We start from the raw sequence: 20,834 nt of genomic DNA on the forward strand, positions 1-20,834 counted from the left end.
CGCTCACACCACGCCGACCCGGATCACACCAGCGATGGTCTGCGCCGCCTGTTGCAAGGCGGGCACCATGTCCCCTTCCAGCCGGTTCCCTGCCACTTCCGGGGCGGCCACCGAAATCCCCACCGACAACAGGCGCGAGCCGGCCTGCGGCACGGGCACGGCCACCGACACCTGGTTGCTGTCCGGGTAGTCGAACCGGGTCCACTCCCCCGGCCCCAGGCGCAAGCCGCCGGCCAACGCGCTCGCCGGCGGCAGCACGCTGCCCACGCGCAGGTTCATCACCACCAGGCGGCGGCGCTCGGCCGGCGCCATGGCGCGGCCGATGATGATCACGCCTTCGGGGTTGGCCTCGCCCAGGTTGGACGTGCCTGAATAGGCGTCGGCCAGGTTCTGCAGGATCTCCTGCACGGCGTCCGTCACTCCCAGGCTCTCCATGGCCGCGAACCCCAGCTCGAAAACCAGCGGCGTAAGCCGCCAGCGGCTGTCTTCGCGCGCCGCGTAGCCCTCTTCTTCCAGCGTCTGCAGAAACCGCAGCACGGTCGCGTGCGGCAGGTCGACCGCGCGCGCAAGTTCGGCCAGCGTGGGTCGGCCGTTGCCGCGGAAGGCCCGCATGATGGATAGACACCGCTGAATCGATCTATTATTCTTCAATCGTTCACCTAATAAACATATTGATCACTAGGTGAACAATACACATAAACGATGCTCCCGGCAAGACCGGCGAGCCCGGGAAGGAGACATAGCTATGAAACGCATCGCACTCGCCTTGGCGGCGGGTCTCGTGTTCTGTACGGGATCCGCCGCAGCGCAAGCAAGCTGGCCCGCGCAGCCGGTCAAATGGATCGTGCCCTACCCGCCGGGCGGATCGACCGACATGCTGGCCCGCTTGGTCAGCCACAAGCTCGGCGAACGGTTGGGCCAGCCAGTCATCGTCGAGAACAAGGCGGGGGCCGGCGGCAACATAGGCACCGATTTCGCGGTCAAGCAGCCGGCCGACGGCTACACCATCGTGATGGGCAATATCGGCCCCATTTCCATCAACCCCGCCCTCTACCCGGACCTGCCCTACAAGCCGCAGCGGGACCTGGCGCCCGTCACGATGCTGATGAGCGTGCCCAACCTGCTGGTGGTCAATCCCGCGTTGCCGGTGCGTTCGGTGCAGGAACTGATCGCCTACGCGAAGAAATCGAAAGCGCCGCTGGACTACGCCACCCCCGGCGCGGGCACCTCGCTGCACCTGGCGGGCGAATTGTTCGCCGCGTCGGCGGGCGTGCGCCTGACCCACGTGCCCTACCGCGGCAGCGCGCCGGGCCTGAACGACACCGTGGCGGGCCACGTGCCGATGATGTTCGACAACATGCCCTCGGCGCTGCAACTGGTGAAGGCCGGCAAGCTGCGCGCACTGGCGATCACCAGCACGGCGCGCTCGCCGCAGCTGCCCGACGTGCCGACGATGGCCGAGGCAGGCCTGCCGGGCTACGAGATCGCCGGATGGTTCGGCGTGCTGGCGCCTGCCGCCACGCCCAAGCCCATCATCGAACGCCTGAACAAGGAACTGCTGGCCGTGCTGGCCATGCCCGACGTGCGCGAACAGATAGGCGCCATGGGCGGCATCATTTCGGCCGAAGGGCCGGCGGACTTCGGCCGCTACATCGCGGCGGAAACCGACAAGTGGGGCGCGCTGGTGAGCAAGGCGCAGATCAAGCTTCAATAGGCAAGGAGACAAGCATGACCACGTATCGCCATCTGGAAACCCAACCGATAGCCGGCGCGCTGGGCGCCGAGATCCGCGGCATCGACCTGTCGCGGCCGCTATCGGACGATCAGTTCGACGAAGTGCGCAACGCACTGCACGAGCACCTGGTGGTGTTCTTCCGCGACCAGCAGTTGACGCCGCAGCAGCACATCGATTTCAGCTCGCGCTTCGGCGAGCTGCTGGAAGTGCCCTTCGTGCGGGCGCTGGAAGGACACCCGACCATCCTGCCCGTGATGAAAGGCCGCGCGGAAACCACCCGGCGCCTGTTCGGCGGCCTGTGGCACACGGACATGAGCTATGCCGAAGAGCCGCCGCTGGGCTCGGCGCTATACGGCCGCGTCATTCCGCCCTACGGCGGCGACACCATGTGGGCGAACATGTACCGCGCCTACGACGCGCTGTCGGACCGGCTGAAGCAGATACTGGACGGGCTGGGCGCTGTGCACAGCGCGGTGCGCTCCTATGGCGCGGGTGGCGCGGTGGTGAACAACGGCGACCCGGCCCACAAGATGGACGTGCGCACCGACGACCGCGCCGCCAGCGAAGTGGTCCACCCCGTGGTGCGCGTGCACCCGGCCACCGGCAAAAAGGCGCTGTATGTGAACAGCACCTATACATTGCGCTTTGACGGCATGACCCAGGAAGAAAGCGAACCCCTGCTGCAGTTCCTGTACCGCCACGCGGCGCGGCCGGAGTTCACCTGCCGCTTCCGCTGGGCGCCGGGCTCGCTGGCGCTTTGGGACAACCGCTGCACCCAGCACCTGGCCATGAACGACTATGACGGCTTCGACCGCGAGATGCACCGCACCACGATCTCGGGCGACCGGCCGATCGCGGTCGCGCGCTGAACGGTCGGGCCGGTCAGGCGGGATGACTCAACGCGGCGGCTTCAGCGGCAAGAGCCGCCGGTAGCCCGCCGGCAGCGGCTGTGCGGCGTGCTCCGTGACGGTGCGCGCCAGCCGCTGCGCCAACTCCGGCGGAAACGGCTTGGCGCGCCGCGTTTCCAGATCCACATGCAGCGACAGCTGCTCCATGGTGGCCGCGACGTAACCGTCGCGGGTCTGCATCAGCTCCATCAGGCACAGCAGGCGCTTGTCGTCCGCTTCCAGCAGCCGGATGCGCAACGCGAGCGGATCGCCCGCCAGCACTTCACGCAGATAAGCCACGTGCACGTTCATCGTGTAGATGCCGCAGCGCGTGGCCTCGGTGTAGTCCAGCCCCACCCCGACCTCGCGCAGCAACTGGAAGCCGACGCGGTCGAAGATGCCCACGTAATGGGCGGCATTCATGTGGCCGTACTCGTCGATCCAGGCGGGATCCACGCTCAGGGTCGTGGACGGAAGGGCTGATGTCATGGTTTCCTCGGCGGCGGGGTTGTAATCAGCCCATGACCTTAGCCGACGTCCGCTGGCGGATCAACGTCTGCGTCGTCGCGGCGGAAGGTCCGCCGAAGGTGGTCCGTCCTGTGCGCCGCGCGCCAGCCGGCCATCGCCCATCGAACTACTTCTTTGCGCCAGCCGGCGCCGGCCAGACGGCCGATGCATCGCTGCGCCGCCGGAACAATCGTCCATACGTGCACGGTCACCTTGCCGATAGGCGAACGGCGTCATATCCCGCACCCTGGCGGACAGGCGTAAATAGACAAGTTCGCGTCTTGATTCTCAAGGCGACGCTGACAACGCGCGGGGGCGCGCGCTCGAGGTCGGGGAACCAAGATGAATATCCTGTTGGCGTTCGCGCCGTTCATCGTGTTTGTCATCATTGAAAGAACCGTCGGTGTGCTGGAAGGGCTTGCTGCCGGCACCTTCGTATCCGCCGGGCTGGTGCTTCGCGACTGGCTCAGCCCCGAACGGCGCATCAAGATCCTGGAAACCGGCACGCTGCTGCTGTTCACAGGACTGACCCTGTATGCCCCGATGGCGGACGGGGATTCCTGGACGATCGCCCAGGCGCGCCTGCGGGTCGACGCCGGAATACTGGTCCTGGTGTTGCTGACCCTGGCGCTGCGCCGGCCGTTCACACTGGAATATGCGCGGGAAAAAGAGCCGGAATACGTCTGGAAGAACCGCCGCTATGCCCGCATGAACTATGCCGTGGCCACGGCCTGGGCGCTGGCGTTTGCGAGCATGGTGGCGGCCGACGCGCTGCTGCTGTACAAGCCCCAATTGCCGCAGGCGGTCGCCATCGCAGTGACGGTGGCGGCGCTGGCCGGCGCAATGAAATTCACCGCTTGGTATCCGGACAGGGTGTCGGCGACCACGCTAAGGTAGCGCGCCCGAACCCGCGGATGTCGCGGCGCGCGATACCCGGTCGCACCGCATTGCGCTAAAGCCGCTACTGGAAGTGGTAGCGCTCGCGATAGCCCACCGGCGACATGCCGCAGTACTTGTTGAAAATATCCCGGAAGGCCTTGGTGTCGTTGTAGCCGACTTCGTACATGACTTCGGCCACGCTCTTGCGCGAGGTCTCCAGGCGCTTCTTGGCCGCTTCCACCCGCACCCGCTGCACGTACTCGACGATGCTGTTGCCGGTTGCCTGGCGAAAGCGGCGCTCCAGCGTGCGGCGTCCCATGGCGTGGCGGTCCGCCAGTTCCTCGACGGTGATTTTTTCCGTGTAGCGGCCTTCGATGTAATCCTGCACCGCGCGCACGACCTCGTCGGCGTGGGCCTTCTGCCCCACGAACACCGCGAATGGCAACTGGCTCTGGCGGCTCCAGTCCAGCTGGAAGTACTTGGCGCACCAGATGGCAGTGTCGCGGTCGGTGTATTTTTCGATCAGATGCAGCACCAGGTGCGCGGCTGAGAACGCGCCGCCGCTGGTGTAGATACCGTTGTCCGCCATGACGACGCGGTCGCTGACCCATTGCACGTTGGGAAACATGCTGGCGTAGAGGTTCTGCGCCACCCAGTGGACCACCGCCTGCTGGCCGTCCAGGACGCCGCCCGCCGCCAGCAACGCGGCGCCCATGCACAGGCTGGCGACTTCGCCGCCATCGCGGTGATGGCGTGACAGCCATTCGATCAGTTCGCGGTTGGACAACACCGCGTCGGACACCGAGCCCAGCAGCGGCGGCGCGATGCAGATGTCGATGTCGTGGGCATCGGCCAGGACCATGTCGGCCTGCACCGTGATGCGGCCTTGGTCCAGGCGGACTTCGCGGTTCACGGCCAGGGTGCGCACCGTGAACCGGGGTTCGCGCCCGTGCGCAGCCAGGTATTCGTTGGCGACCAGGAAGCCATGCCTGGCGGTTTCCAGCGAGGCGATGTTCGCCCCCAGGGGCAGTAGGAAGGCGACGTTTTTCATCCTGCAAAGCATACGCCTGCCAGCTGTCGCAATCCACCCTCAAGATTGTCGCAATCGCCTATCTGAGATCGCCGCCGATCCCGATACAGTGACACTTACCGGAATGAGATCCGGGCAGCGCCAGGGGCGGCTTGCGGGGCGTCCTGGCGCGGAACAGAACAACGTGGATCAAGGAGTTACTGATGGAAAAGTATGTAGACGGCTTCCTGCTGCCCGTGCCCAAGGCCAACCTCGAAACCTACCGGAAGATGGCGCAGCAGGCGCAGACAGTGTGGCTGGAGCACGGCGCCCTCGACTACCGGGAATGCGTGGCCGAAGAGATCGACAAGGAAGGTTTCGCCGCATTCAGCGCCGCTGCCGGCGCGCGCGAGGACGAGACGGTGGTGTTCGCCTGGATCACCTACGCCAACAAGGCGGAGCGCGACCGGATCAACGCCAAGGTCATGTCGGACCCGCGCCTGGCCGAGAACTGCTGCGAAGGCGTGTTCGATTTCAAGCGCATGTGCTGGGGCGGCTTCGCCACACTGGTAGGCAACTGAGGCGGCAGGATCTTTCCCGCCCGTTCAAACGCAACAATCTGGAGATACCTCATGGCTAACCCTGCAAGCAAACCCATACCCGAAGGCATGCATACGCTCACCCCGCACATCGTGTGCGAAGGCGCGGCGCAGGCCATCGACTTCTACAAGAAAGCCTTCAACGCCGAGGAGCTGGCCCGGCTGCCCGGCCCCAACGGCAAGATCATGCATGCCGCCATACGCATCGGCGATTCCGTCATGATGCTGATGGACGACTTCCCCGAATGGGGCAGCCTGGGCCCGAAGGCGCTCAAAGGTACGCCCGTCACCCTGCACCTGTACGTGGCCGACGTGGACGCGGCGATGAAACAGGCGGTGGCGGCCGGCGCCCAGGTGACCATGCCCGTGGCGGACATGTTCTGGGGCGACCGCTACGGCCAGGTGGTGGACCCTTGCGGACACCGCTGGTCCATCGCCACGCACAAGTTCGACCTGACGCCGCAAGAAGTGCAGGAGAACATGGCGAAGATGGGGCCGATGGAAGGCTGCGGCGACGCGTCCAAGAAACAGAGTTAAGCGGCCGGCTGCGGATACGGCCCCAGGAAATCCAGCTTGCCGATCTTCACGCCCGCGTGGCGCAGGATGGCGTAGGCCGTCGTGACATGGAAGTAGAAGTTCGGCAGCGCGAACGTCAGCAGGTAGTCGTCGCCGCGGAATTCCTGCTTGAAGTCGCCGAACGCCAGCGAAACCTTGCGGCCTTCGGCGCCATCCAGCCGGTCCGCCGGCACGTCCTGCAGATACGCGAGCGTGGCGGCGATGCGCTGCTGCAATTGCTCGAACGTGGTTTCCTCATCCGGAAACTTGGGCGCTTCCACCCGCGACAGGCGCTGCACCGCGAACTTGGACGCGTCGCTGGCGCGCTGGATCTGGCCGCTCAACGGATACATGTCCGGCGCCAGCCGGGCATTGATCAGTTCGGCCGGATCCATGCCGGCGGCGGCCGCGTGGTCGGCGGCCTTTTGCAGTAGCGCGGCCAGCACCTTCAGGCCGCGGACGAAGGCAGGCACGCTGGCCTGATACATGGATAGTGACATGTCGGAGCTCCCTACAGGGACGAGGCGGTTGGCGCGGAATACGCCGGGAACACGCTGATCTTACTGCCGAGGCGGTTACGGAACCGCCACCTGCTGCGCGGGCTGCCCCAGGCCTATTCCGCCTGCCCGCGCGCCACGCGACGGTGCGTCTGGAAGAAGCGCCAGATCAGCGCCGAGGCATCCGGCCCGCTGCGCGCGTGATAGCGCACCGAGGCGTCGCCGCCGCTCCAGGCGTGCTCCACGAGCGTGATTTCGCATAGCCGCAGCAGCGTGCGGCTGCCGCGCAGCATGTCGACGCGGCGGTAGGACTTATCCGTGCCCAACCCCAGCACGCGCTCGACCGGTACGCTTTCGGGCGGCAGATCGTTCACGGCGCGAAACTGTTCGAACAACTGCCGCGCGTTGCGCGGCGCCACCGTAGGATCCAGCTGCCCCTGCAGAATCATGGCGGGCATGCCCAGGCGGAACACCGCCGGGTCCGCGACCTTTTCCAGCAAGGGCAATAACGGCTTGAGCGCGCCGCGCCGCATGGTGCCTATGCCCCCGGTGGCGCTGTGGGCGTCCCCCGCGACCGGCCCGGAATGCATGGCCACGGCGGCAATCAGGCGCGGATGCCGCAATGCCACCAGCGCGGCCATGCCGGCCCCGGCCGAAAGCCCCGCGATGTAGACGCGTTCGGGGTCCAGCGCATGCCTGGCGCACTCCGCGCGGATCAGGGCGGCAATCAGGTCGGCTTCCGCCCCGCCGTGCGCGTCGTCGGGCTGGAACCAGCGCCAGCAACGCTGCACCTGACGGGTCATGGATTGCTGCGGATACAGCACCATGAAGCCGCCCGCGTCGGCCCATTGATTCATGCGCGAACCGCGGGCGAACGACAGCGCCGTCTGCCTGCAGCCGTGCAGCATCACCACCAGCGGCATGCCGGCGCGCGGCGCCGCGGCGGGCGTGTAGCGCGCAAAGGTGAGACGGCGGCCCTGGGCGTCGGAGAATTGCCGGGAGGCTTCCCAGCGGCCCGTCCCCAGCGAAGGCGCGGCGGCGCTGCGGGAAGCGGAGGCCGCAGCGGGCTTGGCGGCCCGGCGCTTGGGCGCGCTGCGCTTCTTGGCGGCCTTGGGCGTGGCCATGCGCATGGCGGCGCGCTGCAGCTTGCCGATTTTCTTCGCGGCCTTGAAAAACAAGTTGGTGAAACTGCGCGCCATTGCTGGGCCTCGGCCAGTAAACCTGCGTTTGCTTGCGCGCTGAATGTATCACAGAGTAACTTCCAGGCAGCGCTTTCGGGACGCCGACGCGCAGGTCGATTTGCAGTAGATCAAACGGATACCGCCTCGACCGCGGCCAACCGGCACGCCGCCTTGAGCCGCCGCCCCAAAGCGCCTAAGGTGTAGGCTAAACCAACCTAGACGCATTCATGTTTCCCAACGACAGACCCCAGACCCTGGGCGAGGAAATCGCCAACGCCATCAGCCACGGCGTCGGCGCCGCCGGCGCCGTGGCCTCTGCCCCCATCCTGATCCTGGCCGCCGTGCGCCAGGGCGATGCCGCCTTCATCGCGGGCGCCGCGGTCTTCGCCGCGACGATGTGCCTGCTGTACCTGGCGTCCACCATCTATCACGCGCTGCCCAGAAGCCGCGCCAAGCAGCTTTTCAACGTGCTGGACCATTCCGCCATCTATCTGCTGATCGCGGGCACCTACACGCCCTTCGCCCTGGGCGCCCTGCGCGGCCCCTGGGGCTGGACCCTGTTCGGCCTGGTCTGGGGCATGGCCCTGCTGGGAGTCGGGCTGAAAGCCAGCAAGCGGCTCAACCGCCCGGCCATCTCCACGGGCCTGTATCTGGCGATGGGCTGGCTGGTGATCATCGCAGTCAATCCGCTGATCGAGCGCGTGCCCACGGGCGGCCTGTGGTGGCTGGTGGCGGGGGGACTGGCCTACACCGGCGGCGTGGCCTTCTTCGTGCTCGACAACCGTTGGCGCTACAGCCATTTCATCTGGCATCTGTTCGTGCTCGCCGGCACCGTGTGCCACTTCTTCGCCGTGCTCTGGTACGCGGCCTGAGGGCCGCCGCGCGGCCGCTCAGCCGCGGCCCGATTCCCCCGGCTGCGGCATGGCGAGCAGGCCGCGCTTCATCAATGACTTCATCCCCGGCACGAGCAGCCCGCCGCCGAACAGCAGGTCGCGCCACAACCCCGGCCCTGAAGCCTGGAAGCACGGTGTCAGCGCCCGGCTGAGGCTCTGGTACAGGCGCGAAGGCAATAAGCGGCTGCGGGCGTAGCGCGCGGGTCCCGCGGCGGCGCCATGCTGCCCCAGGGCCCGCGCCAGCGCCATCGCATCCAGCACCGCCAGCGTCGTTCCCAATCCCAGCTGAGGACTCATCGCGTGGCCCGCATCGCCCACGGCGCAATACGGGCCCGCCGCCAATCCGCGCGGCCAGGTGTGCCGGTAGGTGGCCACCGCCAGGTCGTCGTGCCGCGAAATCTGATCGACCACGGGCGCGGCCTCCGGCCACAGGGACAGCATGCGGTCCTTCCAGGCGCCGATGGGCGCGGCGCGCCAGGCCGGCAAGGCGTCGTGCCGGATGCTCCAGAACAGCGACAGCCGCACGCCCTGCGGGCCGATCTCGGTGGGCAGCAAGCCCATCATTTCGCGGGTGCCGCGAAAGCGCTGCAACAGCTGCGTCGCGCCGTGCCATCCGGGCGTCCAGAACTGGCCCCACAACGCGCCCCAGGCGTAGGCGCGCGAACTTGCCGCCAATCCGACCTGCTCGCGCAGCGCGGACGCGGCGCCGTCGGCCACCACGAACACATCGAAACTGGACTCGGCCCGGGCTGCGCCCGCGCCATGCGTCACGTGCGCCCTGCCCTCGCGGGTCGCAAGCGTCTCGACCGGACAGCCGAACGAGAACTCGGCGCCCGCGCGCCGCGCGGCCTCGAACAGCACCCCGCCCAGCGCCGCCCGCGTCACGGCCCGCGCGCCGTCGCCCACGTAATCGATGTCCACGACCCGCCAGCCGCGATGCGACAGGCCCAGCAGGCGATCGATCGGCGCGCCTACGTTCAGCGCCGCGACGTCGACGCCCAGCGATTTGAGCGCGCGCACGCCGGGCGGCTGCAGCAGCAGCCCCGCGCCCAGGGTGGTGAACCCCTGGTGCTTTTCAAAGACGCGCACCTGATGGCCAGCTTGCGCCAGCGCCAGCGCGGCGGCCAGTCCGGCGCTGCCCGCGCCGGCGATGCCGATGGATAGCGGCGTATGTGTAATGGTCATGGAATGGCGTGGCCCGGCGGCCCGAAGGGGCCGCCACGGGAGCCGGCATAGTACCAACTGCCCTCAGCCCTCGCGCAGATACTCCGTGGGCGGACGGCCCAGCACCCGCCGGAACATCGTCGAAAACGACGCCGGGCTCTGGTAGCCGAAATCCAGCGCAATGGCGGTTACCGACTCGCCCGAGGCCAGGCGGGCCAGGGCCAGCACCACGCAGGCGCGCTGCCGCCATTCCGAAAACGCCATGCCCGTCTGCTGTCGGAAATGGCGGCTGAAGGTGCGCGGACTCATGTGCAGGCGCTCGGCCCAGGCCTGCGGCGCCGCGCGCGCGTCAGGCGCGGCGATGAAGGCCTTGCACAAGGGCGCCAGGCGCCTGTCGCGCGGCAGCGGGATATGCAGCGGCAGCACCGGCGCGCGCTCGACCTCGTGCAGCAGCAGCGCTGCAAGCGCGCCGTCACGCCCCGCCAGATCGTAGGCGGGTGGCATGTCGACCGCGTCCAGCAGCAGCTGCCGCAGCAGCGGCGACACCTCGATCACTTCGCAGGCCTCGCGGTCCGCGCGCGCCGCTCCCGGCTCGATGTAGGCGCTGCGCGTGCTGACGTCCAGCATGCGGACCTGGTGCGTCACGCCCGCCGGGATCCATACCGCGCGCTGCGGCGGCACCACCCAATTGCCGTCGCGCGTGACCACGTGCATGACGCCGGTGGCGCCATACAGCAGTTGCGCGCGGCGGTGGGCGTGGGCCGGCAGCAGCCGGCCAGGCGGATAGTCGTTGCCGATGGCGACGACGGCGCGGTTCAGATGGTCGTAGCGGTCGATGTGGGTATTGCGCATAGCCTGGGGCGCATAGCCTGGGGCGCATAGCCTGGGAATCATGGCCCGTTCAAGCGCCTTCACGGCAGGTCGATTGGCCGAAACTCGAACATTATTGTCTCATCCTCGAAAGCGGGCCAAGGCCGGCCGCCGTATCGTGGCGTTTTCCCCTGGAAGGACGCAGCAATGCTTTATCTGGTTCTGGCCCTGTTCGGCTGCTTGAGCGGCGTGACGACCGTGCTGTTCGGCTTTGGCGGCGGCTTTGTCGTGGTGCCGGTGCTGTACGCGGTGTTGACGGCCGCGCACGGCGCGCACGACGCCATCGGCCTGGCGGCCATGCACATCGCGGTGGCCACTTCCACCTGCGTCATGATCGTGAATTCGGTGGCGGCCACGCGCAAGCACCAGCGCGCCGGCAACATCCTGCGGGCCTATGTCTGGCCCCTGGCCGGCTTCATCGCCGCAGGCGCGGCGCTGGGCGCGCTCGCCGCCACGCGCGCCAGCGGCGACTTCGTGCGCTACGCCTTCATCGCCTACCTGGGCGTGACCATCCTGGATTGCCTGCTGCGCCAGGGTTTCATGGCGCAGCAGGACGCGTCTCCCCAGCCCCTGGACCGTGGCGTCCTGGTCGGCGGCGGCGTGATCATCGGTGCGGTGGCGGCCTTCCTGGGCGTGGGCGGCAGCGTCATGACGGTGCCGTTGCTGCGCCGTCGCGGCCTGCCCATGGCCAAGGCGGCGGCAATGGCCAACCCGCTGACGCTGCCGGTGGCGGTGGTGGGAACGCTGGCCTACATGGCTGCGGCCGGCGGCCTGGCCGAACCGCTGGCGCCCTGGATCGTGGGCTATGTGGACCTGCTGGCCTTCGCCGCGCTGGCGCTGGGCTCGCTGGTCGGCATCCGGTTGGCCGCGCCGCTGATCCCGTGCATCCCCGACCGCCTGCACGCCCGCGTCTACGTGCTGCTGCTGGCGCTGGTAATGCTGAGCATGCTGATCGTGTAGACCCGTCCCGCATAAATTTAAGGAAACATCGCGGCCAGCAGCGACTACGAAACCGCGCAAAACGTTTCCGCCGCGCCCCGGGGGACTCCCTCCCGGGGCGCGCGCCGATCCCGTGGCCTGCCGAAACAGGAAAACACATCGCGAAACTTGCCCCCGCACCGCCCCGGTCGTCATCATGGCCCGACATTCAACCGGAACAAGGAGGTTTCATGCAGCGTTCCACTTATGCATTCCTGTCCGCCGCCGTGCTGGCGACGGCGCTGTCCGGTGCTCCCGCCCTTGCGCAGCAAGCCAGCCAGGCGCAAGGCCAGGCCCAGGCTCAACCGCGCATGGCGCCCCCACCCGCGATCCAGCCGACCGACCAGCAATTGCAGCGTTTCGCTTCGGCTTCGCAGAAGATTTCCGGCGTCGTCGACGAATACCGTCCCAAGGTCGACGCCGCCAAGACAGATGCCGCCAAGCAGAAGGTCGTCGAGGAAGCCGACGCCAAGATGGTGAAGCTGGTGCAGGCCGACGGCCTGAGCGTCGAGGAATTCAACGGCATCGGCCAGGCCATCCAGCAGGACCCCCAGCTCAAGCAACGTTTGATGAGCATGGGCAAGGGCGCCCCCGCCGCGAAGTAGGGTAAGGCTCTCCGAGAGCTAGTGTTGGCGCCATCCGTCCTCAGGAACGGATGGCGTTTTTTTTCTTTGCGACGGCCGGAGCCGTTCTGCTTTGCTTCACCCTGCCGGAAGCCGCCTTCAGCAAGCGCTGGAAAGTCGGGCATTGCGCATGGTTGGCGGCAGGACATACCGCCGCATGGCGCAGGCCCTGACTCATCGCCCGCAGGCGCTTGATGGTCGCATCTATGCTGTCGGCCTTGTCCAGCAACAACTGCCTGTCCACCCGCAACGCGCCGTCGGGCGCAAGCATGGCCTGGATCTCGTCCAGCGACAGGCCGCCGGCCTGCCCCAGCGCAATCAGCGCCAGTTGATCCAGCACGCCGGGCGCAAAGCGCCGGCGCTCGCCGGCGGCGCTGACCGCTGCGATCAAGCCCCTGTTTTCATAGAAGCGCAGCGTGGAGGCCGGCAGGCCCGTGCGCCGGGCGACTTCCGAGATATCCATGGCGTCCTCCTTGACTTGAAGTTGACTTCAACTTCTATCATGCCTGCAAACGATGCGGTCATCAACGGAAGGAACAGGACATGGAATCGATGGAATTGGCGGCGAAAGTGGTTTTGATCGGGATCGGCGCGACGGTCGTGATGGACCTGTGGGGCATGCTCCAGAAAGCGCTGGGCATGCCCACGATGGGCTACGCGCTGGTCGGCCGGTGGGCCGGCCACCTGTGCCGGGGCAAGCTCGCCCACGCCAATATCGGCCGGGCCGAGCCCATCGCGGGCGAATCGGCGCTGGGGTGGACGATCCACTACGCCGTGGGCGTAGCCTTCGCCGCGCTGCTCGTCGGCGTCCAGGGCGCGGCATGGTTGCGTGATCCCACATGGCTGCCCGCGCTGGCCGTGGGCGTGGCAACCGTCGTCATGCCGTTTTTCGTCATGCAGCCCGCCATGGGCGCGGGGATTGCAGCGTCCCGCACGCCCACGCCCTGGAGGAACCGCCTGCGCAGCCTGGCGACGCATGCGGTGTTCGGCTGCGGCCTCTATCTGTCGGCGGCGGCGCTCAGGCTGCTGTGGAACTGAGCGCGAATCGCCCAGGCTCCTGGCGGCGCAACTATGATGACGCCAGTTCGGGATACCCGAGCGAAAGGAACCAGGAGGCGTTGTGACCTTGACGGCAAACGAGACAAACCAGCTGACGATCCGCCGCGCACGCATGGAAGATGCCCCCGCAGTATTGCGGGTCTTCGACGAAGTGATCGCCTGGTTCGTGGACATGGGCAATGAGGGGCAATGGGGCAGCGAGCCCTGGTCGGCCTTGCCCAAGCGCATCGCCAACGTGACCGAAGCCTGCGCGCTGCCCGGGGCGTGGGTCGCCGAGGAAACGGGCGGGGGCATCCATGGCGCGCTGGTGCTGGGCGCATCCATGCCCTATGTGCCTGCGGCGACCGCACCAGAAATCTACGTAAGGTTGCTGGTGGCCTCGCGCGACGACCGGGCGCGCGGCCTGGGCCGGCGCCTGTTGGCATTTGCCGATGAGCAGGCGCGCGCCGCCGGCGTGGAACGCATGCGGGTGGACTGCTACGGCGGCGGCAGCGGCGCTCTGGTGCGCTTCTACGAATCCTGCGGCTACGAACGGATTTCGACCTTCGACGTGAATGGCTGGCCCGGCCAATTGCTAGGCCGCACGCTGGCCCGGCCCGACGCCGGCAAATAGCGGGTCCGGCAAGCCTGAGCCACCCGCCCTGCGCAACCGGTTATCCTGTTCCGGATTCCCTCACCGACACGTAGAAGGAGCGCAGTATCTTGACCCCGGATCTCACTCTCTATGACCTGGCGGGCGCCGACGCCTCGCTGCGCTTCAGCCCGCATTGCTGGAAGACCCACATGGCCCTGGCCCACAAGGGCCTGACCGCGGCGACCGTGCCCTGGCGCTTCACCGAAAAGGAAGCCATAGACTTTTCCGGCCAGAAGCTGGTGCCGGTGCTGGTGCACGGCGACCATGTCGTCAGCGATTCCTGGCAGATCGCGTGCTACCTGGAAGACACCTTCCCCGAGCGGCCCTCGTTGTTCGGCGGCGCCAGCGGCCGTGCGCTGAGCCTTTTCGTGAATTCATGGTCGGACACAACCCTGGTGCCGACGCTGGCGCGGCTGCTGCTGCCCAGCATCCACGGCCTGATCCATGAAAAGGACCGGGACTATTTCCGCGCCACGCGGGAGAAGCGCTTCGGCCGGCTGGAAGACCTGCCGGCGGGCTATGAAGACCAGATCGCCGCGCTGCGCGCGGCGCTGCTGCCCTTGCGGCAGATGCTGGGCAAGCAGCCCTATCTGGCGGGCGCGCAGCCGGCCTATGCCGACTACGCGGTGTTTGGCATGTTCATGTGGGCGCGCTGCACCAGCACGCTGGAACTGCTGGCCCAGGACGATCCGGTCCACGCCTGGCGCGAGCGCCTGCTCGATGCCCATGACGGCCTGGCCCGCCGCGCGCCGGCGGCCCAAGCCTGAGCCACCGTCCCCCTGTCCGTCTGCGCTAGGTCTTCAGCCGGTAGCCGGTCTTGAAGATCCAGCGCACGCCGATCAGGCAGGCCAGCAGGAACACCAGCGTCATGCCCACGCTGACGCCGACGCTGACGTCCGCCACGCCATAGAAGGCCCAGCGAAAGCCGCTGACCAGATACACCACCGGATTGAACAGCGTGGCGGTCTGCCAGAACGGCGGCAGCATCTTGATGGAATAGAAGGTGCCGCCCAGGAAGGTCAGCGGCGTGATGATCATCAGCGGGATGATCTGCAGCTTTTCGAAGCCATCCGCCCAGATGCCGATGATGAAGCCGAACAGGCTGAAGGTCACGGCCGTCAGCACCAGGAAACCCAGCATCCAGAACGGATGCGCGACCTCGAACGACACGAACAGGCGCGCCGTGGCCAGCATGATGAGCCCCAGGATGATGGACTTGCTGGCGGCAGCGCCCACATAGCCCATGACGATCTCCACGTAGGAGATGGGCGCCGAGTGGATTTCGTAGATGGTGCCCGAGAAGCGCGGCATGTAGATGCCGAAGGACGCGTTGGCGATGCTTTGCGTCAGCAGCGACAGCATGATCATGCCGGGCACGATGAAGGCGCCGTAGCTCACGCCGTCGATCTCGACCATGTGCGAACCGATGGCGGAACCGAACACCACGAAATACAGCGAGGTGGAGATCACGGGCGACAGCACGCTCTGCATCAGCGTGCGCCACGCGCGGGCCATTTCAAACAGGTAGATAGCGCGGATGGCGTAGAAGTTCATGATTGACCGTGCACCAGGCTGACAAAGATATCCTCGAGCGAGCTTTCCGACGAATTCAGGTCGGTGAATTCGATCTCCAGGCGCGAGAGCTCATGCAGCAGCCGGGAGATTTCCCCGCCGCCCTGGTTGTCGTAGGTGTAGACCAGCTTGTGGCCGTTGTCGGACAGGTCCAGCTGGAAGGCGTCCAGCGCCGTGGGGATGCCCGGCAGCGGCGCCTTCAGCGTCAGCGCCAGCTGGCGCTTGCCCAGCTTGGCCATCAGCGCGTGCTTCTCTTCGACCAGGATGATCTCGCCCTTGCGGATCACGCCGATGCGGTCGGCCATTTCCTGGGCTTCCTCGATGTAGTGCGTGGTGAGGATGATGGTGACGCCGCTTTCGCGCAGGCGCCGCACCATTTCCCACATGCCGCGCCGCAACTCGACGTCCACGCCGGCGGTGGGCTCGTCCAGGAACAGGATCGCGGGTTCGTGCGACAGCGCCTTGGCGATCATGACGCGGCGCTTCATGCCGCCCGACAGCGCCATGATGCGGCTGTCCTTCTTGTCCCACAGGGACAGGTCGCGCAGCACCTTTTCGATGTAGGCGTGGTCGGTCGGCTTGCCGAACAGGCCGCGGCTGAAGTTGACGGTGTTCCAGACGCTTTCGAACGCGTCGGTGGAAATTTCCTGGGGCACCAGGCCGATCTTGGCGCGGGCCGCGCGGAACTCCGTGAGTATGTCGTGGCCGTCTGCCAGCACGCGGCCGGCGGTGGGATTGACGATGCCGCAGATGATGCTGATCAGCGTGGTCTTGCCCGCGCCGTTGGGCCCGAGCAGGGCGAAGATCTCGCCGCGCCGGATATCCAGGTTCACGCTCTTGAGCGCCTGGAATCCGGATGCGTACCGTTTGGATAGATCCTGAACTGAAATGACCGGCTGCACACGCGCCCCCGACTGGATGGATAGCCAGGGATTTTAACCGTCACGCGTGACAGGCTTGTTCGCCGTGACGGAACAGTGTGTTTGGCAGGCTGATCAATCCCTGCTCAGCGTGCCCAGCGCAGGACCAGCGGATCAAGGCGGCTCGCGGTCTCCAGCAGGCCCTGCCGGACCTCCGCGCGCATGGCCGGCCAAGGGTGGCGCGGCGCATCGCACGCGATCACGCCGCCGGCCTTCATCAAGGCCTTGGCCGTGAGGATGCCGCCCTGCCGGTTCTCGTAATTGATCAGGGGCAACCAGCGCTCGTACAGGCGGTAGGCCTCGTCGCGCCTGCCTGCGCGATGGGCCTCGATGATGGGCCGCAGGCCATCGGCGAAGCCGCCGCCGGTCATGGAGCCGGTGGCGCCGGCATCCAGGTCGGGCAGCAGGGTGATGGCTTCCTCGCCGTCCCAGGGCCCTTCCACGGCCTCGCCGCCTAGCGCGATCAGGTCGCGCAGCTTGCTGGCCGCGCCCGCGGTTTCGATCTTGAAGTAGGCGACGTGCTCGATCTCGCGCGCCATCCGCGCCAGCGCTGCCGCCGACAACGGCGTGCCTGCGACCGGCGCATCCTGGATCATGATGGGGATATCCACCGCGTCCGACACGCGCTGGAAGAATCCCGCCACCTGTTCCTCGGACACCCGGATCGTCGCGCCGTGGTAAGGCGGCATGATCATCAGCATGGCGGCGCCCTGCTCCTGCGCGCGCCGGCTGCGCGCGGCGCAGACCTGGGTGCTGAAGTGCGTGGTGGTCACGATCACCGGCACGCGGCCGGCGACGTGCTCCAGGATGGTCCGCGTCAGGATTTCGCGCTCGTCGTCCGACAGCACGAACTGCTCGGAGAAATTGGCCAGGATGCAAAGGCCGTCCACGCCCGAGTCGATCATGAAATCCACCGCGCGCTTCTGGCTGGGCAGATCCAGCTCGCCGGATTCGGTGAAGGTGGTGGGCACGACCGGGAATATGCCGCGATAACGCGGGTTCTGGTAGGTAGCCATGTTCATTCGATGATGTTGAAGTCTTTGAGGTATTCCGTCTTCAACGTCAGGCCCAGGCCGGGCTTGTCGTCGTCCAGGTCGATGAAACCTTCCTTGGCCACCGGCTCGCCGTCGAAGATGTAATAGAACAGCTCGTTGCCGACTTCCACGTCGAACATGGGGAAGTACTCGCTCATGGGCGAGGCCAGCGTGCTCATGGTCAGGTGGTAATTGTGCATCTGGCCGGCATGCGGCACCACCGGCACGCTGTAGGCCTCGCACAGCGCGTTGATCTTGTGCGCCGCCGTGATGCCGCCCACGCGATTGGTGTCGTACTGCACCACCGACACCGCCTTGCGGTCCAGCAACTGTTTGAAGCCATAGAGCGAGAATTCGTGTTCGCCGCCGGAGATCGGGATCGAGGTCAGCTGGTTCAGTTCCGCATAGCCGTCGATGTCGTCGGCGATGACGGGCTCTTCCAGCCAGCGCGGCTCGAACTTTTCCAGCTTGGGCAGGATGCGCTTGGCGTACTCCAGGTTCCAGCCCATATAGCACTCCAGCATCAGGTCGGTGTCGTAGCCGATCACCTCGCGCACCGCCTCCACCGACTTCAGGTTCTCCGACACGCCCTTCTGCAGGTGCGCCGGACCGTAGCCGAAGCGCATCTTGAAGGCGGTGAAGCCCTGGTCCAGATAGGTCTGGGCCTCTTCCTGCATGGCCTTCAGGTCGGTGCGGTAGAGCTTGGAGTAGTAGACCGGGATCTTTTCCTTGGTTCGGCCGCCCAGCAGCTTGAAGACGGGCTTGTTCACCGACTTGCCCAGGATGTCCCAGATGGCCAGGTCCACCGCCGAAATCGCGGCCATGGTCACGCCCTTGCGGCCCCAGGCGTGGGTGGAGCGGTACATGCGCTGCCACAGGTATTCGTAATCCCAGGGATCCTGCCCGATCACCAGCGGGGCCAGGTACTGGTCGATGATGGCCTTGGCCACGCGCGGCGCCAGCGCCACGTTGCCCAGGCCCACGATGCCGTCGTCCGTCTCCACCTCGACCACGGTCCAGCCGTGGAAGCGGAAGGTGCTCATGGTTTCCTGCTTGGAATACAGCAGGTCCATGGCGTTGGAGCAGAAATTGCCCTGCGGCGGCACGGTCTTGCCGGTCCACTCGTAGACGCGGGCGCGGACGGATTTGATCTTCATGAGGATTTCCTGCTTGGAATAAGGGTATGGAATGAAAGCGGCGGATCAGCCCGCCCGCGTGCGCGATGCGCGGTGCGACAGGCCCATGCGGCAGGCGATGAGAAAGGCCTGCCAGGTGGCGTCCAGATTGGCGCGGCCCTGGCCGGCGATGTCGTAGGCGGTACCGTGGGCCGGCGTGGTGATGGGAATGGGCAGGCCGCCCTGCACCGTCACTCCACGCGAAAAGCCCAGCAGTTTGATCGCGATCTGGCCCTGGTCGTGGTACATGGTGACGATGGCCTGGAACTCGCCGGCCTGGGCCTTCAGGAAGATAGTGTCGGCGGGGAACGGGCCCTGCACCGGCAGCCCCTCATCGTTCAGTTGCCGCACGGCGGGCGCGATGATGTCCACCTCTTCGCGGCCGCAGGTGCCGCCGTCGCCGCCATGCGGATTGAAGGCCGCCACCGCCACGCGCGGCTCGGCAATGCCGTTGGCCTGCAACGAACGGTAGATCAGCCGGGTAGCGTCCTTGATGCCGTCGATGCTGAGCGCCGCCGCCGCGTCCTTCAACGGAATATGCGAGGACACGCGCGAAGTCCACAGGTCGCCCAGGGTATTGAACTCGCAGAAGTAGCCGGTCACGCCCAGGTACTGCGCAAAGTGGTGCAGTTCGTCGTCGTGCCCCAGGCCGCCCAGCTTCATGGCGTACTTGTTCAGGGGCGCGAAACAGATGGCGTCGACGTGGCCGTCGCGCGCGGCATCCATGCAGGCGTTGAGCACCCGCAGCACCGACGCGCCGCCCGCGGCCTCGGCCTGGCCGACATGCACCTGGCCGGGGTCGATGGTATCCATCCCCAGCCAGGCGGGCGCGCCGGTGTCCGGCCGGCCGCGCACCGCCTCGATGCTGTCCACGGGCTGGGTGGCGACCTGCACGCCTGCCACCCGCTGGCCTTCGCGCCACAGCCACTCGTCGCCCACCAGCACGATGTTCGCCTGTTGCATGGCTTCGGGTCTGGCCAGCAGGCGGGCGATCAGTTCGGCGCCGATGCCTGCGGGGTCGCCCAGGGTCAGGGCGATGACGGGTTTCTGCTGCTTGCTCATGTCTGGGTCATTCCACGGAAATGTTGTTCTTCTTGATGACGCCGGCGTAGCGCTGGTTTTCGCTCTTGTGGAACTGCGCGAACTGCTCCTGGCTCATCGGGTTGATGTCGGCGCCGATCGCCTGCAGGCGGGCCTGCGTGTCGGGCAGGGCCAGGATGCCGTTGACGGCGTCATGGATGCGCTTCTGGTTGGCAGCGGGCGTGGCGCTGGGCATGTAGATGCCGTACCAGGCGCTCATTTCCACGCCTGGGACGCCGGCCTCGGCCATCGTCGGCACGTCGGGCAACTGGGCGTTGCGCTTGGCGCTCAGCACGGCCAGCGCGCGCACCTTGCCGCTCTTGATGTGGGGGATCACGGAAGACGCGGTCTCGAACGCGATCTGCACTTGCCCGCCCATCAGGTCCACCAGCGCCGGGCCGCTGCCGCGGTACGGGATGTGGATCATCTGCACTCCGGTAGCGTCCTTGAACAGCTCGGCGGCGATGTGCTGGGTGCTGCCCGAGCCGCTGCTGGCAAAGTTGTAGGTGCCAGGCTTGCTCTTGAGCAGAGCGATCAGTTCCTGCACCGACTTGGCCGGCACGTCGTTGTTGACCACCAGGATGTTGGGAACGGCGCCCACGAACACCACCGGCGTCAGGTCGCGGTCGTTGTCATAGCCCAGCTTCAGCAGGTGCGGCGCGATGGCATGGGCGGTAGAGACCCCCATCACCATGGTGTGGCCGTCCGTGGACTTGGCCGCCAGGTCGGCCGCCAGCGTATTGGACGCGCCCGGCTTGTTCTCGACCACCACGGTCTGCTTGAGCAAGGGCCCCAGCTTGTCGGCCACGGCGCGCGCCATGGCGTCGGTGCCGCCGCCCGGCGCGGATCCCACCAGCAGGCGCAGGGGCTTGTTGGGCCAGTCGGCGGTCTGCGCCTGGACGGGCGCCAGGGCCGACAGGCACAGGGCGCCGGCCGCCATCGCGGCCAATAGCCTAGTCTTCATGGTTGTCTCCTTGGTTGGT

General features: G+C 66.9%; 25 protein-coding genes. 11 read left to right on the forward strand and 14 right to left on the reverse strand.

The genetic code is table 11. The features are described 5' to 3' along the window. Window positions 1-3: 3 nt before the first annotated feature. Window positions 4-651: an IclR family transcriptional regulator gene (locus AC1RHV_RS08500; protein WP_225591514.1), complete on the reverse strand. Its 648-nt coding sequence runs from the start codon at window positions 649-651 to the stop codon at window positions 4-6. A 94-nt stretch (window positions 652-745) separates the two neighbouring features. Between AC1RHV_RS08500 and AC1RHV_RS08505 the strand changes: the two genes are divergently transcribed. Continuing rightward, entirely contained in the window at window positions 746-1,714 is a 969-nt protein-coding gene (locus AC1RHV_RS08505) for a Bug family tripartite tricarboxylate transporter substrate binding protein (protein WP_119449967.1), read from the forward strand. 14 nt (window positions 1,715-1,728) lie between these two features. Beyond that, on the forward strand, window positions 1,729-2,604 hold the full coding sequence (locus AC1RHV_RS08510) for a TauD/TfdA dioxygenase family protein (RefSeq protein ID WP_054452803.1): 876 nt from the start codon (window positions 1,729-1,731) through the stop codon (window positions 2,602-2,604). A gap of 27 nt (window positions 2,605-2,631) precedes the next feature. On the opposite strand, the gene AC1RHV_RS08515 is transcribed toward AC1RHV_RS08510, so the two are convergent. After that, window positions 2,632-3,111, reverse strand: coding sequence for a thioesterase family protein (locus AC1RHV_RS08515; protein ID WP_119449968.1), 480 nt, complete (start codon window positions 3,109-3,111; stop codon window positions 2,632-2,634). A 360-nt stretch (window positions 3,112-3,471) separates the two neighbouring features. Between AC1RHV_RS08515 and AC1RHV_RS08520 the strand changes: the two genes are divergently transcribed. Further along, on the forward strand, window positions 3,472-4,026 hold the full coding sequence (locus AC1RHV_RS08520; protein ID WP_054452807.1) for a hypothetical protein: 555 nt from the start codon (window positions 3,472-3,474) through the stop codon (window positions 4,024-4,026). A 64-nt stretch (window positions 4,027-4,090) separates the two neighbouring features. Here the strand turns inward: AC1RHV_RS08520 and AC1RHV_RS08525 are convergent, their stop codons facing one another. Continuing rightward, window positions 4,091-5,071, reverse strand: a complete 981-nt coding sequence (locus AC1RHV_RS08525; protein ID WP_125470559.1) for a GlxA family transcriptional regulator — start codon at window positions 5,069-5,071, stop codon at window positions 4,091-4,093. A gap of 170 nt (window positions 5,072-5,241) precedes the next feature. Here AC1RHV_RS08525 and AC1RHV_RS08530 point away from each other — a divergent pair, with 170 nt between their 5' ends. Together AC1RHV_RS08530 and AC1RHV_RS08535 are read left to right on the forward strand one after the other, a co-directional pair. Then, window positions 5,242-5,598, forward strand: a complete 357-nt coding sequence (locus tag AC1RHV_RS08530; RefSeq protein WP_054452811.1) for a DUF1428 domain-containing protein — start codon at window positions 5,242-5,244, stop codon at window positions 5,596-5,598. 51 nt (window positions 5,599-5,649) lie between these two features. Further along, window positions 5,650-6,153 (forward strand): VOC family protein, encoded by a 504-nt coding sequence (locus AC1RHV_RS08535; RefSeq protein ID WP_054452813.1) that lies wholly within the window; start codon window positions 5,650-5,652, stop codon window positions 6,151-6,153. On the opposite strand, the gene AC1RHV_RS08540 is transcribed toward AC1RHV_RS08535, so the two are convergent. After that, complete coding sequence (locus AC1RHV_RS08540; RefSeq protein WP_119449970.1) at window positions 6,150-6,671, reverse strand: DUF1993 domain-containing protein; 522 nt, start codon at window positions 6,669-6,671, stop codon at window positions 6,150-6,152. The two genes, AC1RHV_RS08535 and AC1RHV_RS08540, sit on opposite strands and share 4 nt — an antisense overlap. Before the next feature lie 113 nt (window positions 6,672-6,784). After that, window positions 6,785-7,867, reverse strand: a complete 1,083-nt coding sequence (locus tag AC1RHV_RS08545; protein ID WP_054452817.1) for an extracellular catalytic domain type 1 short-chain-length polyhydroxyalkanoate depolymerase — start codon at window positions 7,865-7,867, stop codon at window positions 6,785-6,787. A gap of 209 nt (window positions 7,868-8,076) precedes the next feature. Here AC1RHV_RS08545 and trhA point away from each other — a divergent pair, with 209 nt between their 5' ends. Beyond that, window positions 8,077-8,721: a PAQR family membrane homeostasis protein TrhA gene (gene trhA / locus AC1RHV_RS08550; RefSeq protein WP_119449971.1), complete on the forward strand. Its 645-nt coding sequence runs from the start codon at window positions 8,077-8,079 to the stop codon at window positions 8,719-8,721. Between the two features lie 18 nt (window positions 8,722-8,739). Here trhA and AC1RHV_RS08555 read toward each other — a convergent pair whose 3' ends face one another. Next, on the reverse strand, window positions 8,740-9,927 hold the full coding sequence (locus AC1RHV_RS08555) for an FAD-dependent oxidoreductase (protein WP_054452821.1): 1,188 nt from the start codon (window positions 9,925-9,927) through the stop codon (window positions 8,740-8,742). Window positions 9,928-9,990: 63 nt separating this feature from the next. Further along, a complete protein-coding gene (locus AC1RHV_RS08560; RefSeq protein WP_119449973.1) occupies window positions 9,991-10,758 on the reverse strand; it encodes an AraC family transcriptional regulator in 768 nt (255 codons plus the stop codon). 165 nt (window positions 10,759-10,923) lie between these two features. Here AC1RHV_RS08560 and AC1RHV_RS08565 point away from each other — a divergent pair, with 165 nt between their 5' ends. Together AC1RHV_RS08565 and AC1RHV_RS08570 are read left to right on the forward strand one after the other, a co-directional pair. Continuing rightward, window positions 10,924-11,736, forward strand: a complete 813-nt coding sequence (locus AC1RHV_RS08565; RefSeq protein WP_492300437.1) for a sulfite exporter TauE/SafE family protein — start codon at window positions 10,924-10,926, stop codon at window positions 11,734-11,736. A 209-nt stretch (window positions 11,737-11,945) separates the two neighbouring features. Further along, entirely contained in the window at window positions 11,946-12,359 is a 414-nt protein-coding gene (locus AC1RHV_RS08570) for a DUF4168 domain-containing protein (protein WP_119449975.1), read from the forward strand. 40 nt (window positions 12,360-12,399) lie between these two features. On the opposite strand, the gene AC1RHV_RS08575 is transcribed toward AC1RHV_RS08570, so the two are convergent. Then, window positions 12,400-12,840, reverse strand: a complete 441-nt coding sequence (locus tag AC1RHV_RS08575; RefSeq protein WP_054452829.1) for a helix-turn-helix domain-containing protein — start codon at window positions 12,838-12,840, stop codon at window positions 12,400-12,402. An 80-nt stretch (window positions 12,841-12,920) separates the two neighbouring features. Here AC1RHV_RS08575 and AC1RHV_RS08580 point away from each other — a divergent pair, with 80 nt between their 5' ends. The 3 genes from AC1RHV_RS08580 to AC1RHV_RS08590 all read left to right on the forward strand — a co-directional run bounded on the left by AC1RHV_RS08580 (window position 12,921) and on the right by AC1RHV_RS08590 (window position 14,837). Then, window positions 12,921-13,415 (forward strand): DUF2938 domain-containing protein, encoded by a 495-nt coding sequence (locus tag AC1RHV_RS08580; protein WP_492300439.1) that lies wholly within the window; start codon window positions 12,921-12,923, stop codon window positions 13,413-13,415. Between the two features lie 82 nt (window positions 13,416-13,497). Next, on the forward strand, window positions 13,498-14,049 hold the full coding sequence (locus AC1RHV_RS08585) for a GNAT family N-acetyltransferase (protein WP_492300441.1): 552 nt from the start codon (window positions 13,498-13,500) through the stop codon (window positions 14,047-14,049). Between the two features lie 89 nt (window positions 14,050-14,138). Next, window positions 14,139-14,837, forward strand: a complete 699-nt coding sequence (locus AC1RHV_RS08590; protein ID WP_054452837.1) for a glutathione S-transferase family protein — start codon at window positions 14,139-14,141, stop codon at window positions 14,835-14,837. 25 nt (window positions 14,838-14,862) lie between these two features. On the opposite strand, the gene AC1RHV_RS08595 is transcribed toward AC1RHV_RS08590, so the two are convergent. The 6 genes from AC1RHV_RS08595 to AC1RHV_RS08620 all read right to left on the reverse strand — a co-directional run bounded on the left by AC1RHV_RS08595 (window position 14,863) and on the right by AC1RHV_RS08620 (window position 20,815). Continuing rightward, on the reverse strand, window positions 14,863-15,624 hold the full coding sequence (locus AC1RHV_RS08595; RefSeq protein ID WP_042794334.1) for an ABC transporter permease: 762 nt from the start codon (window positions 15,622-15,624) through the stop codon (window positions 14,863-14,865). Beyond that, entirely contained in the window at window positions 15,621-16,544 is a 924-nt protein-coding gene (locus AC1RHV_RS08600) for an ABC transporter ATP-binding protein (RefSeq protein WP_054452839.1), read from the reverse strand. Before AC1RHV_RS08600 ends, AC1RHV_RS08595 begins: the two co-directional genes overlap by 4 nt. A 104-nt stretch (window positions 16,545-16,648) precedes the next feature. Continuing rightward, complete coding sequence (locus AC1RHV_RS08605; RefSeq protein WP_054453666.1) at window positions 16,649-17,578, reverse strand: dihydrodipicolinate synthase family protein; 930 nt, start codon at window positions 17,576-17,578, stop codon at window positions 16,649-16,651. Window positions 17,579-17,580: 2 nt separating this feature from the next. Next, window positions 17,581-18,753 carry an L-rhamnonate dehydratase gene (locus AC1RHV_RS08610; RefSeq protein WP_118932506.1) on the reverse strand — a complete coding sequence of 391 codons (1,173 nt, stop codon included), beginning with the start codon at window positions 18,751-18,753 and terminating at the stop codon, window positions 17,581-17,583. A gap of 45 nt (window positions 18,754-18,798) precedes the next feature. After that, on the reverse strand, window positions 18,799-19,833 hold the full coding sequence (locus AC1RHV_RS08615; protein WP_054452843.1) for a 4-hydroxythreonine-4-phosphate dehydrogenase PdxA: 1,035 nt from the start codon (window positions 19,831-19,833) through the stop codon (window positions 18,799-18,801). A gap of 7 nt (window positions 19,834-19,840) precedes the next feature. Beyond that, a complete protein-coding gene (locus tag AC1RHV_RS08620; protein WP_119449980.1) occupies window positions 19,841-20,815 on the reverse strand; it encodes a Bug family tripartite tricarboxylate transporter substrate binding protein in 975 nt (324 codons plus the stop codon). Between the last annotated feature and the right edge of the window lie 19 nt (window positions 20,816-20,834).

It is taken from the genome of Achromobacter sp. GW823-FHT04E03, from assembly GCF_058796095.1.

Excerpts from the sequence above, each read along its gene's own strand:
- AC1RHV_RS08505 (WP_119449967.1), top strand. The coding sequence starts at position 746 with ATGAAACGCATCGCACTCGCCTTGGCGGCGGGTCTCGTGTTCTGTACG.
- AC1RHV_RS08510 (WP_054452803.1), top strand. The coding sequence starts at position 1,729 with ATGACCACGTATCGCCATCTGGAAACCCAACCGATAGCCGGCGCGCTG.
- AC1RHV_RS08515 (WP_119449968.1), bottom strand. The coding sequence starts at position 3,111 with ATGACATCAGCCCTTCCGTCCACGACCCTGAGCGTGGATCCCGCCTGG.
- AC1RHV_RS08520 (WP_054452807.1), top strand. The coding sequence starts at position 3,472 with ATGAATATCCTGTTGGCGTTCGCGCCGTTCATCGTGTTTGTCATCATT.
- AC1RHV_RS08525 (WP_125470559.1), bottom strand. The coding sequence starts at position 5,071 with ATGCTTTGCAGGATGAAAAACGTCGCCTTCCTACTGCCCCTGGGGGCG.
- AC1RHV_RS08530 (WP_054452811.1), top strand. The coding sequence starts at position 5,242 with ATGGAAAAGTATGTAGACGGCTTCCTGCTGCCCGTGCCCAAGGCCAAC.
- AC1RHV_RS08535 (WP_054452813.1), top strand. The coding sequence starts at position 5,650 with ATGGCTAACCCTGCAAGCAAACCCATACCCGAAGGCATGCATACGCTC.
- AC1RHV_RS08540 (WP_119449970.1), bottom strand. The coding sequence starts at position 6,671 with ATGTCACTATCCATGTATCAGGCCAGCGTGCCTGCCTTCGTCCGCGGC.
- AC1RHV_RS08545 (WP_054452817.1), bottom strand. The coding sequence starts at position 7,867 with ATGGCGCGCAGTTTCACCAACTTGTTTTTCAAGGCCGCGAAGAAAATC.
- trhA (WP_119449971.1), top strand. The coding sequence starts at position 8,077 with ATGTTTCCCAACGACAGACCCCAGACCCTGGGCGAGGAAATCGCCAAC.
- AC1RHV_RS08555 (WP_054452821.1), bottom strand. The coding sequence starts at position 9,927 with ATGACCATTACACATACGCCGCTATCCATCGGCATCGCCGGCGCGGGC.
- AC1RHV_RS08560 (WP_119449973.1), bottom strand. The coding sequence starts at position 10,758 with ATGCGCAATACCCACATCGACCGCTACGACCATCTGAACCGCGCCGTC.
- AC1RHV_RS08565 (WP_492300437.1), top strand. The coding sequence starts at position 10,924 with ATGCTTTATCTGGTTCTGGCCCTGTTCGGCTGCTTGAGCGGCGTGACG.
- AC1RHV_RS08570 (WP_119449975.1), top strand. The coding sequence starts at position 11,946 with ATGCAGCGTTCCACTTATGCATTCCTGTCCGCCGCCGTGCTGGCGACG.
- AC1RHV_RS08575 (WP_054452829.1), bottom strand. The coding sequence starts at position 12,840 with ATGGATATCTCGGAAGTCGCCCGGCGCACGGGCCTGCCGGCCTCCACG.
- AC1RHV_RS08580 (WP_492300439.1), top strand. The coding sequence starts at position 12,921 with ATGGAATCGATGGAATTGGCGGCGAAAGTGGTTTTGATCGGGATCGGC.
- AC1RHV_RS08595 (WP_042794334.1), bottom strand. The coding sequence starts at position 15,624 with ATGAACTTCTACGCCATCCGCGCTATCTACCTGTTTGAAATGGCCCGC.
- AC1RHV_RS08605 (WP_054453666.1), bottom strand. The coding sequence starts at position 17,578 with ATGGCTACCTACCAGAACCCGCGTTATCGCGGCATATTCCCGGTCGTG.
- AC1RHV_RS08610 (WP_118932506.1), bottom strand. The coding sequence starts at position 18,753 with ATGAAGATCAAATCCGTCCGCGCCCGCGTCTACGAGTGGACCGGCAAG.
- AC1RHV_RS08615 (WP_054452843.1), bottom strand. The coding sequence starts at position 19,833 with ATGAGCAAGCAGCAGAAACCCGTCATCGCCCTGACCCTGGGCGACCCC.
- AC1RHV_RS08620 (WP_119449980.1), bottom strand. The coding sequence starts at position 20,815 with ATGAAGACTAGGCTATTGGCCGCGATGGCGGCCGGCGCCCTGTGCCTG.